This window comes from Izhakiella capsodis (genome assembly GCF_900115045.1).
Classification (GTDB): domain Bacteria; phylum Pseudomonadota; class Gammaproteobacteria; order Enterobacterales; family Enterobacteriaceae; genus Izhakiella; species Izhakiella capsodis.
Genome location: NZ_FOVC01000002.1, coordinates 69,063 through 85,217 on the forward strand (window position 1 = coordinate 69,063; position 16,155 = coordinate 85,217).

Below are 16,155 nucleotides of genomic sequence, written 5' to 3' on the forward strand. Positions count from 1 at the left end.
GCTGTCCATTAACGACTTTAAGAGGATAAGGTAATGCAAGTTATTCTGCTTGATAAAGTAGCAAACCTGGGCAGCCTCGGCGATCAGGTAAATGTTAAAGCGGGCTATGCTCGTAACTATCTGGTACCGCAGGGTAAAGCTGTTCCGGCAACCAAGAAAAATGTCGAGTTCTTTGAAACTCGTCGTGCTGAACTGGAAGCTAAACAAGCTGAAACGCTGGCTTCTGCCAACGCCCGCGCCGAAAAAATCAACGCACTGGGCACCGTGACCATCGCTTCTAAAGCGGGTGACGAAGGTAAACTGTTTGGCTCTATCGGTGCTCGCGACATCGCTGATGCTGTGACTGCCGCTGGCGTTGAAGTGGCGAAGAGTGAAGTTCGCCTGCCTCAAGGCGTTCTGCGTAACACTGGTGAGCACGAAATAAGCTTCCATGTACACAGCGACGTTTTTGCAAAGCTGACTGTGAATGTAGTTGCCGAGTAAGTATTTGCTTACACGGTAATGTGGAAAACGCTGGCTTACGCCGGCGTTTTTTGATCGTACCGATCTTCGGTATCCTTACGATAATGTTTTGATCTCTTTCATTTAGCCATTTCCATGCTGTCAGGTGCCAGGTTTCATCCCTTCACGCTAATTGACGAACCAGGTATTGTAATTACTGTATTTTGGCTTACTCCGGCGTGAATGATGTTGTCGGTTGGGTCAGATTCATTGGTGCACGGCACCTGTCGTGCCGTCGGTTGATGGGGACTGGCCGCTTTTGAAGGCGGTAAAAAAAGGGGGGCGGGCAGTCTGTGGCTTATGTTATCTTGGACGGTTTTGATATCGACGCTACTGTGGCAGCAGGCTGGGTTTTATCTGGCCCGCAGTTGACTAAAAAGGGTTAGTCGGGTAGTGGGGTGTTGTTGGCCGGAGTGATGACCTTCGAGCTGGCCTGGCGGAGTCACCGCCGGCCAGCTGGGATAGGGCCTATTCAACGCGGATAAAGCTGCCGTCTGGCTGACGGGTAAAGAGTACCGGACCGTTACTGCCTTCAACGGTTAGCCCGGTAACTACGCCCTGAGCATCGACCCGCACTTTTACGGTCTGGCCTTGTTGCAGGTTACTCAACGGCTTTCCATTGCCTTCGACTCGTGCCATTGCGAACACATCACTGATTTGCATATTGTTATCGCGAAAGAGCTGCGCCAGAGTCTGCCCTTTAGCAATCGTGTAATCATGCCAGCTTCCCTGTTGATTACTTTCAGGCGGCATGTTTAGTTGTGTCTGATTATTAGTATTTTCTGACTGCTGTTGCTTATCGTTATCAACGATATTGGCTTGTAGCACTGCATTGCCAGTTTGTCGTGAAAAATGGTATGTCGGCGTTGTGATCTGATCACGCGGTGCAGGCGACGGCCAGAGAAAAACCACTAACACCAGTGCTACGCTGGCAATAATGCCACGCCGATGGACCAGCGGCAGCGGATCCATCCAACGCAACTCGGCAGGCAGTAACCACAGTCGGTGAAGTATTTCGATCAGACCTTTGCAGGGCATTGCGTCCTCCTGTTGGCGTTGTTCACGCGCATATCTATGATATTCCCGCTTTACGCAACCGTTTAAATAAGAATGACGGCCGACGTGTTTACCATCGCTGGATTATACATCTTACGTTAACCTCTAAGCTGGATAGTCGACATATTCGATTCCAGGATAATATTGTTTGCTTTTCTCTGCTAAATGTCATCTATCATCGCTGAGATTTTACGGCTCACCCGTGCGCTGTTATGCTTCGCCTTCGATTCGATTATTGATAAAGGCAAATTCATGACAACCCCATCTTTTGACAGCACAGAAGCACAGGCAAGCTACGGTATAGGCTTACAGGTAGGACAGCAACTGCTTGAGTCAGGATTACAGGGGCTACAACCGGAAGCGCTGCTGGCCGGTTTGAGTGATGCACTTGAAGGTAATACGCCAGCGGTGCCTGTCGATGTGGTCCATCGGGCATTGCGTGAGGTTCATGAGCGTGCTGATGCACTACGCCGTGAACATCAGCAGGCGATGGCAGAAGACGGGCAGAAATTCCTTGAGGAGAACATCAAGCGCGAAGGTGTCAGTAGCACTGAGTCTGGCCTGCAGTTTAGCGTTATCACCCAGGGTGACGGCCCCATCCCTTCACGTCAGGACCGCGTTCGCGTTCACTACACTGGCAAGTTGATCGACGGCAGCGTATTTGACAGCTCGGTGGCCCGTGGTGAGCCGGCAGAGTTTCCGGTTAGTGGTGTGATCGCTGGCTGGATTGAAGCCCTGACGCTGATGCCAGTGGGTTCTAAATGGCAGCTGGTTATCCCGCATAATCTTGCCTATGGTGAGCGGGGTGCCGGTGCTTCTATTCCGCCGTTCAGCACGTTGATTTTTGACGTCGAGCTGCTGGAAATCCTCTAAGATTGACGTAATAACGGGCGTCATATCTGTCGCCCGTTAGCCACTATTTTTGCAGGTTAAGGCGATAGATCGCAAAACCTGTCTCATCGTTTTGCAGTCGCTCCATTGGATAGAGTGCATGATTTTTGATAAATGCACTGGCTTTATCGCTGGGTGACGTCTCAACGCGCACGTCCAGATGCGTATTGCTGTGAACAGGGGCCAGTCGCCAGTTACCATCCGCCTGAGGTTTTACTTCACCATGTAACTTCGTCTGTTCGCGAATATAACCGACGAGCACTGCGCGATTCTCGTCGGGTGATGAAAAAGCCACATGTGTATCGCCGGTTCCAGCAAATTGACCTCCCCAGGCGCGATAGTTATTGGTTGCTACGAGAAAAACCTGATCAGGATCTACCGCTTTACCTCCCCAGGTAAGTTTTTTTATGCGTGATGCACTGGCATTAACCAACTTGCACTGGCTGTCGTAGCGAGCAGGTTGCGTGACATCGATTTGATAATTTACGCCGTCAATAACATCAAAATTGTAAGTGGGGAATTGCCAGTTGATCAGTGATTGGGGCTGAATACTATCCGGATCAATGCGGTTAAACTGTACTGCTGTGCATTCCAGCCACTCCTTCAGTTCGCGGCCGCTAACTTTTAATGCCACCAGGGTATTTGGGTAGAGGTAAAGGTCGGCCGCGTTGCGGAATGTCATCACCCCTTTTTCTACTTCGACATAACCAGCAGGATCGTTTTTGCGGCCCCCGGCTTTAAATGGTGCGGCGGCAGAGAGAACCGGATATTTTTCCAAGTCTGGATCGCCTTGAATAGCGTGTTTAACGTAATCGCGCTGGGCATTGTTGACAATCTGCACCGTCGGATCGTCCTGAACCAATGCCAGGTAGCTATACATCACGCCCGATGACTTGCCAAGTGGCTGGCTGACAAATTTACGCGTAGCGTTATGATCATCAGCCATCACTTTTACCAGCGCCGGATCTTCTGCTGCCAGCGATTTTTTTGCTATCGGATCATATATCGGACGCGCCTGTGCTTTACCGGAAGTGACTTGCCACTTTCCGTCTTTAAGCTCGAGGACCAAATCAATCACGCCGAGGTGATCGCCCCACATGCCAGGCATAACAGCAGGCACGCCATTCAACGTACCCTTAACAATATCAGCGCCCTCAATTTCGGCAAACTCTTTACCGGGGAACACCTTATGTGCATGGCCGAACATGATGGCATCAATGCCTGGCACCTTGCTAAGATAGTAAACAGAATTCTCTGCAAGGGCGTGCCACGGGTCGCTTGATAATCCTGAGTGAGCAATAGCGATCACGATATCCGCGCCGGCCGCACGCATTTTGGGTACCCATTCTTTTGCCGTTTCCGTAATGTCGTTGACCGTGACCTGGCCTTGCAGGTTGGTTCTATCCCACACCATAATCTGTGGTGGTACAAAACCAATATAACCCACTTTCAGCGTATGTCGCTCTCCCTGCAAGTCTTTAACGTTGAGTGTTTCAATCAGATAGGGTGTGAACTTCGGCTTGTTGCTATGCACGTCGATAATGTTGGCGTTGATATAGGGAAAGCGTGCGCCAGCAATCGCTTTTTGCAAAAAATCCAGACCGTAGTTGAATTCATGATTACCGAGATTACCAACGTTATAATTCAGCATATTTAGCGCCTTATAAACGGGGTGCGTTTCTCCGTGCTTCAATCCTTTTGCCGCCACGTAATCACCCAGTGGGCTGCCCTGGATAATATCGCCGTTATCTACCAGTACGCTATTGGTCGCCTGCTTACGCGCCTGTTCGATCAGCGTTGCAGTACGAACCAAACCAAACTTTTCGCTGCCTTTATCTTTGTAATAGTCAAAGTCCATCATATTGCTATGCAGATCGGTGGTTTCCAGAATGCGAAAATTGACCGTTGCAGCATGAAGGGCTGTGCTCATTACCAGCGCGGCTAGCGTTACTCCTTGTCTAAGCATCAGGCTATCTCATGGTGGTTTTCAATATGCAATAAACATCGCAAAATATAGTGAAATTGTTACGTTTATTATTATGAACTGTGAAGGTGATCGTGAGTTTTCCACGACTTATGTGTGAATTGAGGCGAATCTACTGTCATTCAGACGGCGTTTTTTCTTAGGGTTTGAAGGTGGTTGTGTCAATAAAACAAATATAAAGAGTTACCGTCATCATCTGATGTGATCCCGGTATGAGCAGCATGGAATGCTAATATCATAGATATTCGCGTATTGTAGCCGGTAAGGATGCTGGAAATGCAACATCAACGAGGTGGAACATGTTAGAACAGATTTGCCAGCTGGTACACAAAGCGGGCCATGCCATTATGGCGGTCTATCAAAGTCATACGCCGATGAAGATCAGCCAAAAGTCTGATGACTCGCCGGTCACCACAGCTGATATTGCAGCGCACCGGGTGATTCTTACAGGGCTGAACGCGCTGACGCCTGATATACCGGTCTTATCTGAAGAAGCGCCACCTGCCTGGAAAGTACGCCAGCACTGGCAGCAATACTGGCTGGTCGATCCCCTGGATGGTACGAAAGAATTTATTAAACGCAACGGTGAGTTTACTGTAAATATCGCGCTGATTGAGGCGGGTAAACCGGTGATGGGCGTTGTCTATGTACCGGCCACAGGCGTGATGTATCTGGCAGAGAAGGGCAAAGCCTGGAAGGATCAAAACGGGTGCCGCGTCCAGATTCGAGTTTGTGACGCCATTCCGCCTTTAGTGGTCGTCAGTCGTTCGCATCGCGAGGATCATGAGTTAAGCGAGTATCTTAAACAGCTTGGCGAACATCAGACTATTTCTGTTGGCTCCTCGCTGAAGTTTTGCCTTGTCGCAGAAGGTAAAGCTCAGCTTTATCCCCGTTTCGGACCGACCAATATCTGGGATACCGGCGCGGGTCACGCTGTTGCCGTTGCAGCGGGTGCACACGTTCACGACTGGACAGGGCAAACCCTGGACTATACGCCACGTGAGTCGTTTCTTAATCCGGGCTTTCGCGTTTCGCTGTTTTAATTTAAGGTCGCCTCCCTTGCCTCAATGGGCCTTCTACGGCCCATCTTTCCCTGAGCTGCCCGTTTATTCTTTAAGTAGGAATTTCACTAACGTTATCACTTGATGTGTTTCGTCCAGCGTCAGAGTGCCGTCTTTCGCAAAGCGGACCCGTCCCTGTTTATCAAGCACCACGATAGCTGAACCGTCGCTTTGAAGCTGCCAGGCTTTCTTAGCTATGCCATTGCTATCGACAATAAACTGCGACCAGGGATACAGCTTTTTATTGCTTTCAATGTTGCTACGCACAAACATGGCGGTACCGGGAATGGCATCATCGGTATTGACGATAGTGGTCGTCTGGTAGCGAGCGTGCGGCAATTTTGCTGCTTTTATAGACTCAATTAGCGCAGCATTCATCTCCTTTGATGAAGATCGACCGGCAATGTGCTGGATGACCCGCACTTTCCCGGGCAGCCGGGCACTGTTCCAGTTCTGGTAACTGAATTTATCGGCAGTGAGTATCAGCTCGCCTTTATCATTAATGCCAATATCAGGAACGCGCTGATGTTGAACAAAATTGTGAGCAAGGGCCGTGGAGGGCAGGATTAGTGAGAGCAGCAAGGCCCCTAAGTAGCTAATCTTCATTATATCCCCCTTTCACAAAGTGATCAGACCAGATGTTTGTACTGATGCAATAATAAACGTGAATAGGCGATCTGTCGCGTCGACTTGTTTGCTTTGCGGTAATTAGCACAATTTTGCAATACCACTTCGGTCTATACTGCCTGTTCGGTGCCTCGCGAGAGATTCATCGGTAATGAAATGTAAAAACAGTAAAATTAATGGTTTTCCGGAACATTGAAAGTTATTCGTGTTCTATAGTTATGCTGCTTTCGCCTCCAGGGTGCGTACCAAATTGGCTACGCCGGAGCGGGCTTGAATCAGGAATAAGGCATAATGAAAATTTTTAAGACATATAATCCGCTTCAAATTGCTAAATATGTGAAAACGTTGTTCCGTGGCCGCCTGTACATCCATAACGTCGGGGCTTTTGAGTTTGATAAAGGTAAGATCCTTATCCCGCGCGTCAGGGACAAGCTGCACTTGTCAGCAATGTCGGAGATCAATCGTCAGGTATTACGGTTACAGCTGGAGTATTAACGTTAAGATTCTCTGATTTAAATTTATATACTTCATACTTCCGCGCATCACTCGATCCGTATTCCGGGCATTACGCCCGGAATACATGAAGTACCTACTTCACTTTTTTTGAAGAAAGACCGGCAGGATACCGCATGCCCGATTCGCGTAAGAAGTGGCGGAGTGTAAATAGTCGAGCGGTATTTTACTCTTCCATCACCTTTGGCAGCGCCGTGCCGGCGACTGCGCGGGGGTTTAGCCTGGTAACTAACAGTTGATCGATACGGTAGCTGTCAATATCGACTACCTCGAACTTGTAACCATGTAGCTTCACGAAATCGGTGCGTTTGGGGATCTTGCGCAGCATGAACATCATGAAACCTCCAATGGTTTCGTAATTGCCTGACTGAGGAAATTCGTCAATATCCAATACGCGCATAACATCATCAATCGGCGTACCGCCCTCGATGAGCCATGAATTTTCGTCACGCGTAACTATCTGCTCTTCCATCCCCTGGCCGACTAAATCCCCCATCAGCGTAGTCATCACATCGTTGAGCGTAATAATGCCGACGACCAGCGCATATTCGTTCATGATGACGGCGAAATCCTCACCGGCTGTTTTAAAACTCTCCAGCGCTTCGGATAGCGTCAGCGTATCCGGTACGATTAGCGCATTGCGGATCTGTACGCCGCTGTTGAGTGTCAGACTCTGGCTGCTGAGAACCCGTAAAAGTAGTTCCTTGGAGTCAACATAGCCAACAACGTTATCAATATTTCCGTTGCAAACCAGGAACTTTGAATGGGGATAGGCGGCGATTTTGTCTTTGAGACTGGACTCATCTTCGTGTAAATCGAACCAGATAATATTTTCACGTGAGGTCATCGATGAGGGGACGGTGCGCGATTCAAGTTCAAATACGTTTTCGATCAGCTCATGTTCCTGTTTGCGCAAAACGCCAGCCAGTGCGCCAGCTTCCACCACAGCGTAGATGTCATCAGAGGTGATATCATCTTTACGCACCATAGGGATTTTGAACAGGCGAAAAATCATATTCGCCAGTCCGTTAAAGAACCAGACCATAGGGCTGAAAATCAACAGGCAAAAGCGCATTGGATTAATAATTTTCAGCGCGATGGCTTCAGGTGAAATCATACCGATACGTTTAGGCGTCAGGTCGGCCAGCAGAATAAATAGGCTGGTTACCAGCACAAAAGAGCAGATAAAACTGAGTTGTTGCGCCAGCTCCGGAGACACGATCTGGATAAATAGTGAGCGAAACGCCGGGGAGAATGCTGCGTCGCCAACGATACCACCGAGTATCGCCACCGCATTGAGGCCTATCTGCACCACGGTAAAAAAAGTGCCGGGTGTTTCCTGCATTTTCAATACCCGCTGGGCGTTAATATTGCCTTCATCGGCCAGCAGTTTGAGCTTGATTTTACGTGCAGCGGCCAGCGAAATTTCTGAAAGTGAGAAAAAGGCACTTACGACAATCAATATCAGTATGACAAGAAAGCTATCTAACATATTCATTCCATAATTTATAAACTTGTCATCTTTGGCCTGGGCAACGTGAAGTTGATCTTCGGGAGTCTGAGCTATCCGCGCCAAAAACGTCTGCACCATTACGACGAGCGTTTGTCGTCGGGCAGAAAGGGTTTACGGGCCGCCATGACGGCTCGTGTGCAGATTATAGCCTTGCCTGAGACGCCTTACAATTGCGGCGGTAAACCAATTACACTGCCTGCCAGCCCACCCTATCCCTCAGAGATTAGATGCAAGATACTGCTGATGATACCTCGGAGTGATAAAATAGCCTCTCTGGAACGAATTTTGCTGTGATAGCCCAGTTGTCGTCAGCCCCATGATAGGCTATCAGCTGCCAGAATAGTTATTCAACGCCCTAAAAGCATCCCATCGACAGCCGTGCGGTAGCCCTGTTACCGGAGGGTATCTCATTCTGTGATCGGTGACTACGTGTTGATCCCGGCATTGGCGTATTGCGTTTCATTAGTGCTCTGGCGGAGTTTATCAATATCAGGCGTTACACCAACATTCTGATGTTAAGAATTAACTCGCACAGGTTGTGTCATGCATTCACTTTGACCACAATAGAGACCAAAATTTAACGTGATAGCATCACGGGATATTGTCTCAATCACTGAGATTTAAGTTATCCTTTGTAGAGGCAGCTTTTGTTGCCGCGCGCCGCTGTAACTTGCGAGTAAATAAAAGATTTATCCCCGAACGGGGCTGGCGTCGATAACAGGAGTAAGCGTGCCACGAACTTATGTGTATTGCCTGTGCTGTCTGATGCTGACAGCAGTCTCCACTGTACAGGCGGCGACTGTGCGTTTGAAGGTTGAAGGGCTATCCGGAGAATTAGAAAAGAACGTCAGGGCGCGCCTGTCTACCATCGGGAATGATGAGATATCGGCAGATGGCCGATTTCGCGCTCGTGTCAGTGAGGCAATCAGGCAGGGGCTGAAAGCACTGGGCTACTACGAGCCTGAAATTAGTTTTCAGCTAAGCCCTCCGCCGCCAGGCGGCAAGCGGCAGGTTCTTTACGCCAGGGTTAAGCCTGGCACGCCGGTTCGCATAGCCGGGACGACGGTTATTTTGCGCGGTGGCGCTCGCCAAGATGAAGCTTTCCAGAAGCTGCTCCGCACGGGGAAGCCCAAAATAGGTACAATTCTTAATCATGGTACTTACGACAATTTTAAATCCTCACTTAACAACTTATCGCTAACAGAAGGTTATTTTGATGCCAGATACCTCAAGAGCGAGCTGGGCGTATCGGTTCCGCGGGAAGAAGCCTTCTGGGATATCGATTATGACAGTGGTCAGCGCTATCGCTTTGGCGATGTAACCTTTGAAGGCTCGCAGATTGATAACCGCTATTTGCAAAACCTGATACCCTTCCATAAAGGCGACTATTACAATTCCGCAACCCTTGCCGAGTTGAACCGCAGGCTTTCGGCAACCGGCTGGTTTAATTCAGTGGTCGTCGCCCCTGATTTTAAAACATCGCGCCAGAGCAAAATATTGCCACTTGATGGCGTTCTCACACCCCGCACCGAAAACTCTATCGAGGCAGGGGTAGGTTACTCAACCGACGTCGGGCCAAGGTTGAAAGCAACGTGGAAGCGGCCTTGGGTTAACTCTTTTGGCCACAGTTTTACCACCAGTGCTTATATTTCAGCGCCAGAACAGCAGCTGGACTTTAGCTACAAAATTCCATTACTGAAAAGCCCGCTGGAACAATACTATCTGCTTCAGGGCGGGGTTAAGCGGACCGACCTGAACGATACGCGTGCTGATTCGTCTACGCTGGCCGCTTCGCGCTTCTGGGAGGCGTCAAGTGGTTGGCAGCGGGCTGTCAATCTGCGCTGGAGTCTCGATCACTTTACCCAGGCGAACGTCACCAATACCACCATGCTGATTTATCCTGGTGTCAGTGTAAACCGCATCCGCTCACGCGGTGGGTTGATGCCAACCTGGGGGGATTCTCAGCGGTACTCTGTCGATGTTTCAAACACCGGCTGGGGTTCGGATATTAACTTCCTCGTATTACAGGCTTCAAACGTATGGATCCGCTCTCTCGGTGAGAGGAGTCGCTTTGTGGTACGCGGTAACCTCGGCTGGATAGAAACCAATGACTTCGACAAGGTGCCGCCGGACCTGCGTTTCTTTGCGGGGGGCGATAACAGTATTCGGGGTTATAAATACCAGGGCATTTCACCGCGAGACTCGGATGGCAAACTTACCGGTGCTTCTAAACTTGCTACCGGCTCCTTTGAATATCAATATAACGTGACTGGCAAATGGTGGGGGGCGGTATTTATCGACTCCGGTGAAGCCGTAAATGATATCAAACAGAGTGATTTCAAAACTGGCGCTGGGTTCGGCGTGCGCTGGCAGTCTCCGGTGGGACCCATAAAGCTCGATATCGCCCGGCCTGTCGGCAATGATAATAATCACAACTGGCAATTTTATATTGGTTTGGGGCCTGAGCTATGAGTTGGTGGAAAAAGGCCCTGATCGGGATGGTGATTTTGCTAACGTTGCTGCTGGGCAGCGTCGCGTTTTTGATTGGCACGACACTTGGGCTGCATATGCTGTTCAATGCTGCCAATCGCTGGGTTCCCGGCCTTGCAATCCAGAAGGTTGAGGGAGGATGGCGCGATCTGACCCTTAGCCATTTGCGTTATGACATGCCTGGGATATCGGTACGCGTTGGTCGTTTTCATCTGGCAGTGAACCTGAGCTGCCTGAAACACAGCGCATTTTGTGTCAATGATTTATCGTTGAGCGACGTTGGCGTAACGATTGACAGCAAAAAACTGCCATCGGCAGCACCGGCAACGGAACAACAGCAGGCTAGCTCTGATGAAATTAGTACGCCCTGGCCGATAACTCTGACCCGGCTGGCGCTACGCAATGTTAACGTCAAAATGGATGATACGGCGATTTCACTGGCGGACTTTAGTTCCGGCATGACCTGGAAAGCGCGCTCCCTGACGCTACTGCCTACTCATATCGAGGGCTTGCTGGTGGCGTTGCCGAAAAACGCGCCATTACCGCCCGCCACGCCCAAAAAACCTGAAGCACCGCTGGGTGAGCAGCTGAATGCGCTGTTTAGCGAACCGTTGCTGCCCGGTCTGCCCGATTTTCGTTTACCGTTAGATATTAACGTGCCGCAAATACTGGGCGAGCAGCTGCGCGTGACCGGGGGAAGTGACCTGACGATTTACCGGCTAATGGTTAAAGCACGTACCAGCGATCGCCATCTGCAGTTGACTACGCTGACCGTAGATTCGTCTCTGGGCCTGGTTAGTGCCAGCGGTCAGGCCGAGCTGAGCGGTGACTGGCCGCTGGATATGACCCTGAACGGTACGGCTAACGTCGACCCGCTAAAGGGTGAAAAACTCAATATGACGCTGAATGGTGCAATGCGTAAACAGCTGAAACTGGCGCTTAACCTGTCCGGCGCTCTGAACGTTCAGTTAAAAGGCCAGACGGAGCTGGCAACCCCCGGGTTGCCCATAATGCTGAAGGTCGATAGTCCACAACTGCGCTGGCCGCTGAAGGGTAAGACGCAATACCAGGTTGATAATCTTGCTTTTAATCTTGCTGGCAAGGCCACTGATTACAAAACGACGCTTAAAGCCTCTATAAGCGGCAGCGCTATTCCGCCAGCGATCGTCAATGTGAATGGTAAAGGCAATCTGAACCAATTTAATCTGAATACGCTGAACATTGCTGCCTTGCAGGGGAATATCGATCTTAACGCGTTGGTCGACTGGAGTAAGTCCATCAGTTGGCGTAGCGAACTTAAGCTTCAGGGCATTAACACGGCGAAGCAATATCCTGACTGGCCCGCCAGACTCGATGGGAAAATAACCACGCGTGGCAGCCTGTACGGCGGAAGCTGGCAGGTTCGCGTGCCGGAACTGGCCCTTAATGGCAACGTACGGCAAAACGCGGTGGAGGTGCAAGGTTCCCTTTACGGCAACAGCTACAATCAATGGGACATTCCTGGCGTTAATATTGCGCTGGGACCTAACCACATAGATGTTAAAGGATCGCTTAGAGATAAGCTGACGCTGGATGCGACCATTGATGCCCCGCGGCTGGATAATGCGTTACCGGGTCTTGGCGGCATGGCCGAGGGCAGCATTAAGGTGCGTGGCGATCTGAATAAACCACAGCTGTTGGCGAATCTGATAGCCCGTAATCTGCGCTGGCAGCAATTGCAAATTGCCCGCGTCGATCTTAATGGCGATGTCACGTCCAGCGATCACATACATGGCAAGCTGGCGCTGCAGGTTGAGCAGATCAAGCAGAATGCCCTGGATATCCGTGCTTTGACGCTCAACGCTGAAGGCAGTGAAAAACAGCATCAGTTGACGCTAAAGATAAAAGGAAAACCGGTCTCCGGTCAGCTGGCGCTTAATGGCAGCTTCGATCGCGCCGCAGAACGCTGGACTGGCACACTGAACAACACCCACTTTGACACCCCTGTGGGAGAATGGCGTCTGACGCGGGCGGTCGGCCTGAACTATCTCAACAAGCAGCGGACGATAAGCATTGGACCGCACTGCTGGCAGAACCCTGACGCCGAACTTTGTGTGCCGCAAACTATTGAGGTGGGTCCTTCTGGCCATGCCCGTATCGATCTGAAGCGTTTCGATCTGGCCATGCTGAAACCTTTTATGACCGATGACACCCAACTTTCTGGGGTGTTCAATGGCAACGCGGAAGTTAGCTGGAAGCCTAATGGTGGGCTACCGGACGGTCAAGTTTCGCTGCAGGGTAGTGGCGTTAAGATTACTCAGAATGTGCAGGGTAATGTACTGCCGATAGCGTTTGATACTCTGAATCTGAACGCCGGTTTGCACCATAACCACGCCAGTCTGGACTGGCTTATTCGTATTGCTAAAAATGGTCAGCTGGATGGCAACGTGCAGATTGATGATCCGCTGGGTAGACGTAATCTTGCGGGCAACATCAACATAAAGAATTTGTCGCTGACGATGTTCAATCCGGCGTTGATGCAGGGAGAGTCGGTCAGCGGCGCCCTTAATAGCCAGCTGAGGCTGGGGGGAGATCTTCAGCGTCCACAGGTGTTTGGTCAGTTGGGCCTTCGGGATGGGCGGTTGGATGCCAGCTTTATGCCTGTAGACTTGCAAGCTGCCGATCTCAACCTGCAGCTCAACGGCATGAGCTCGACACTTGAGGGGGTGCTGCGCACGGCTAAGGGACAGTTAAGTCTTAACGGCAATGCCGACTGGAGCAACCTCAACGCCTGGCGCGCGAGCGTGGCGGCAAAAGGTGACAGGATCCGCGTAACCGTACCGCCTATGGTGCGAATGGATGTGTCACCGGACCTTGTTTTTGAAGCAACGCCTGATTTACTCAATCTGAATGGCAAGGTGGATATCCCTTGGGCGCGGATTAGCGTGCAGGATTTACCACCAAGTGCTGTAGGCGTTTCACCCGATGAGGTGATGCTGAATAAAAATTTGCAGCCGATTGCGCCAAAAACGACCTCAATTCCGATTAACAGCAACCTGGTGATCCACGTCGGTGAAGATGTACGCCTTGATGCTTTCGGACTGAAGGCGAGGCTCAACGGTGACCTGAAGCTGGTGCAGGATCAGCAGGGGCTTGGTCTTAACGGTCAGATCAATATTCCGCAAGGGCGCTTCCATGCTTACGGCCAGGATTTAATTATTCGCAAAGGCGAACTGCAGTTTGCCGGGCCGCCCGATCAGCCATACCTTAATATTGAAGCTATCCGTAATCCGGAGGCTACCGAAAACGATGTGACTGCTGGACTGCGGGTAACCGGACCTGCCGCTCAACCCAAAGTCGACGTTTTCTCGGACCCAGCAATGTCTCAACAAGAGGCACTTTCTTATCTTCTGCGCGGTCAGGGACTGGACAGCAGCGGCGGTGACAGCGCGGTTACTTCCGCGCTGATCGGATTAGGAATCGCCCAGAGTGGGCAGGTTATGGGTAAAATCGGTGAAACATTTGGCGTCAGCAACCTGGCGCTGGATACCACTGGTGCCGGCAATAGTCAGCAGGTCCAGGTAAGTGGTTATGTACTTCCGGGCTTGCAGGTTAAATACGGTGTTGGCATATTTGATTCTCTGGCAACGCTGACATTACGATATCGGCTGATGCCTAAACTTTATCTGGAAGCGGTCTCTGGCCTCGGCCAGGCTCTTGATGTGCTCTATCAGTTTGAGTTCTAGCGATGCGAATTATTGTCTACGGTAGTTTACGGCGTGAGCAGGGGAACAGCCACTGGATGACTAACGGGCAATGGCTCGGCGATCACGTTATCGATGGTTATGAGCTTTACAGTTTGGGCCACTATCCAGGGGTTATTAAAGGAATGGGTAAGGTTTACTGCGAAGTGTATCGTATCGATGCGACAATGCTGGCTGAGCTTGATGCGCTGCGTAGTAAAGGTGGCGAGTATAAACGCGAACTGACATCGACGCCTTACGGTTCGGCATGGCTTTATGTTTACCAGCATTCGATGGCAGGGCGTAAGCGTATTGTCAGCGGCGACTGGTTGCAGCGCGATAAAGAGAGTTAACCGGGCTTCACTGCCTAAAGTCGCTCTCCAGCTATACCGGTTTTAAAGCGGGCAACTGACATCGCCCTCAGGGCAGCTGAGCATCTCTTTCAGCTCTTTGGTTCGCTGCCGCGTTTTATTTTCCAGACAGGTCGAGAAATTCATCGGCCAGACCGTTCCGCTCTTCGATTTGAATGTCTGGAATTGACAGTCGGCATTACGATATTCAATCCATTTTCTCTGCGCCGCCTGCAACAGGCTTTTATGCTCACCGGATGTTGATTTAAGAACGTGTTTATAAATTAAATTGAGTTCGCTATCCGCGTTTTTATAGTCCGCATTCGCGCATTGATTCATCTCTGCCTGAGTGGTGGCCTTCGTGCAGTCCACCGCCAGCGCCTGTGCCGTAGGTATAATTAACAGTGAAGCAACAATCAGTTTTTGCATGATCAGTCTCTCAGGTTCAACAAAAAGATTTGGCAGAAGAGTGCCTGATTATTATAAACGGAGATGCCGTGACTCGATCTGCTTTGCCAGAAGTGTGGATCAGGCGTGAGGCAAAAAAAAAATGCCGCGCCACGGCGCAGCATTCTGCTAATCAGACCGACTTATTTTTTCGCCGCACGTTCAAAAGACGCAACAATTTCCGCTTTTGCTGCTTCAGCGTTATCCCAGCCATCAACTTTGACCCATTTACCTTTTTCCAGGTCTTTGTAATGCTCGAAGAAATGAGTGATCTGCGCACGCAGCAGTTCCGGCAGATCGTTAACGTCTTTTATGTGATCGTACTCTTTGGAAAGCTTGGTGTGTGGAACGGCGACCAGCTTGGCATCCTCACCAGATTCATCGGTCATTTTTAACACACCAACCGGGCGGCAGCGGATCACTGAGCCCGGCTGTAGCGGGTATGGCGTTGGTACCAGAACGTCAACCGGATCGCCATCCAGAGAGAGTGTGTGGTTGATATAGCCATAGTTGCAAGGATAAAACATCGCCGTCGACATGAAACGGTCAACGAACAGGGCGCCAGACGCTTTATCTACTTCATATTTGATAGGATCCGCGTTTGCCGGGATTTCAATAACCACATAGATATCTTCTGGCAGGTCTTTACCCGCAGGTACCTGATTCAAACTCATGATAAATTCCTTTACGCAGTCTCAAAAGTGACGCTCATTATAGCTAACCAATAATGAAAGTATCCCCCCTTTTTGCGCTTTCAGGTTGCGCCATATCAAGAGTCTTTGCTCGTCAACGCCACGCTGCTTCTTCTGCTGAGCAGGCGGTGATTTTTTGTCTGCCATCAAACGCCATGCTGTGTGGCTCTCTGGCGTACAGGGGCAGGATGATGAAGGTTTGCCGCATCCCCTCCGGTGTTATCGGAAGCGGCCTTTTCAGGCTAAAATTTTGGCTCTGGATGCGTTAGTTGAAACGGCTCGCGGCGGCGAGCAAGGCATGGGTTTGA

14 protein-coding genes are annotated in these 16,155 nt (G+C 50.4%); 7 read left to right on the forward strand and 7 right to left on the reverse strand.

What is annotated here, in order from left to right; genetic code table 11:
• Positions 1–33 precede the first annotated feature (33 nt).
• Positions 34–483, forward strand: coding sequence for a 50S ribosomal protein L9 (rplI, locus tag BM191_RS03750; protein WP_092875310.1), 450 nt, complete (start codon positions 34–36; stop codon positions 481–483).
• A gap of 486 nt (positions 484–969) precedes the next feature.
• On the opposite strand, the gene BM191_RS03755 is transcribed toward rplI, so the two are convergent.
• A complete protein-coding gene (locus BM191_RS03755; protein ID WP_092875312.1) occupies positions 970–1,539 on the reverse strand; it encodes a LysM-like peptidoglycan-binding domain-containing protein in 570 nt (189 codons plus the stop codon).
• A gap of 270 nt (positions 1,540–1,809) precedes the next feature.
• Between BM191_RS03755 and fklB the strand changes: the two genes are divergently transcribed.
• Positions 1,810–2,430 carry an FKBP-type peptidyl-prolyl cis-trans isomerase gene (gene fklB, locus BM191_RS03760; protein WP_092876145.1) on the forward strand — a complete coding sequence of 207 codons (621 nt, stop codon included), beginning with the start codon at positions 1,810–1,812 and terminating at the stop codon, positions 2,428–2,430.
• A gap of 43 nt (positions 2,431–2,473) precedes the next feature.
• On the opposite strand, the gene BM191_RS03765 is transcribed toward fklB, so the two are convergent.
• Complete coding sequence (locus BM191_RS03765; protein ID WP_092875314.1) at positions 2,474–4,414, reverse strand: bifunctional 2',3'-cyclic-nucleotide 2'-phosphodiesterase/3'-nucleotidase; 1,941 nt, start codon at positions 4,412–4,414, stop codon at positions 2,474–2,476.
• A gap of 317 nt (positions 4,415–4,731) precedes the next feature.
• Here BM191_RS03765 and cysQ point away from each other — a divergent pair, with 317 nt between their 5' ends.
• Positions 4,732–5,475 carry a 3'(2'),5'-bisphosphate nucleotidase CysQ gene (cysQ, locus tag BM191_RS03770; RefSeq protein ID WP_092875316.1) on the forward strand — a complete coding sequence of 248 codons (744 nt, stop codon included), beginning with the start codon at positions 4,732–4,734 and terminating at the stop codon, positions 5,473–5,475.
• A gap of 63 nt (positions 5,476–5,538) precedes the next feature.
• On the opposite strand, the gene BM191_RS03775 is transcribed toward cysQ, so the two are convergent.
• Positions 5,539–6,099 carry a YtfJ family protein gene (locus BM191_RS03775; protein WP_092875318.1) on the reverse strand — a complete coding sequence of 187 codons (561 nt, stop codon included), beginning with the start codon at positions 6,097–6,099 and terminating at the stop codon, positions 5,539–5,541.
• 312 nt (positions 6,100–6,411) lie between these two features.
• On the opposite strand from BM191_RS03775, the gene BM191_RS03780 reads away from it, so the two are divergent.
• The gene (locus BM191_RS03780) at positions 6,412–6,615 is read left to right on the forward strand and encodes a DUF1107 domain-containing protein (RefSeq protein WP_092875320.1); all 204 of its coding nucleotides are present in this window, start codon (positions 6,412–6,414) and stop codon (positions 6,613–6,615) included.
• 184 nt (positions 6,616–6,799) lie between these two features.
• Here BM191_RS03780 and BM191_RS03785 read toward each other — a convergent pair whose 3' ends face one another.
• Positions 6,800–8,125 (reverse strand): hemolysin family protein, encoded by a 1,326-nt coding sequence (locus BM191_RS03785; RefSeq protein ID WP_092876146.1) that lies wholly within the window; start codon positions 8,123–8,125, stop codon positions 6,800–6,802.
• 786 nt (positions 8,126–8,911) lie between these two features.
• Between BM191_RS03785 and tamA the strand changes: the two genes are divergently transcribed.
• The 3 genes from tamA to BM191_RS03800 are packed head-to-tail and all read left to right on the forward strand — an operon-like array spanning position 8,912 to position 14,711.
• Positions 8,912–10,618, forward strand: a complete 1,707-nt coding sequence (gene tamA, locus BM191_RS03790; protein ID WP_177203299.1) for an autotransporter assembly complex protein TamA — start codon at positions 8,912–8,914, stop codon at positions 10,616–10,618.
• A complete protein-coding gene (gene tamB, locus BM191_RS03795) occupies positions 10,615–14,361 on the forward strand; it encodes an autotransporter assembly complex protein TamB (RefSeq protein WP_092875324.1) in 3,747 nt (1,248 codons plus the stop codon). The genes tamA and tamB overlap by 4 nt, the downstream gene beginning before the upstream one ends.
• A gap of 2 nt (positions 14,362–14,363) precedes the next feature.
• Positions 14,364–14,711 (forward strand): gamma-glutamylcyclotransferase family protein, encoded by a 348-nt coding sequence (locus BM191_RS03800; protein WP_092875326.1) that lies wholly within the window; start codon positions 14,364–14,366, stop codon positions 14,709–14,711.
• Positions 14,712–14,753: 42 nt separating this feature from the next.
• Here BM191_RS03800 and BM191_RS03805 read toward each other — a convergent pair whose 3' ends face one another.
• The 3 genes from BM191_RS03805 to BM191_RS16720 form a co-directional block, all read right to left on the reverse strand.
• Positions 14,754–15,137, reverse strand: coding sequence for a lysozyme inhibitor LprI family protein (locus BM191_RS03805; protein ID WP_092875328.1), 384 nt, complete (start codon positions 15,135–15,137; stop codon positions 14,754–14,756).
• Positions 15,138–15,298: 161 nt separating this feature from the next.
• The gene (gene ppa, locus BM191_RS03810; protein WP_092875330.1) at positions 15,299–15,829 is read right to left on the reverse strand and encodes an inorganic diphosphatase; all 531 of its coding nucleotides are present in this window, start codon (positions 15,827–15,829) and stop codon (positions 15,299–15,301) included.
• 21 nt (positions 15,830–15,850) lie between these two features.
• Positions 15,851–15,994, reverse strand: coding sequence for a hypothetical protein (locus BM191_RS16720; protein WP_177203285.1), 144 nt, complete (start codon positions 15,992–15,994; stop codon positions 15,851–15,853).
• Between the last annotated feature and the right edge of the window lie 161 nt (positions 15,995–16,155).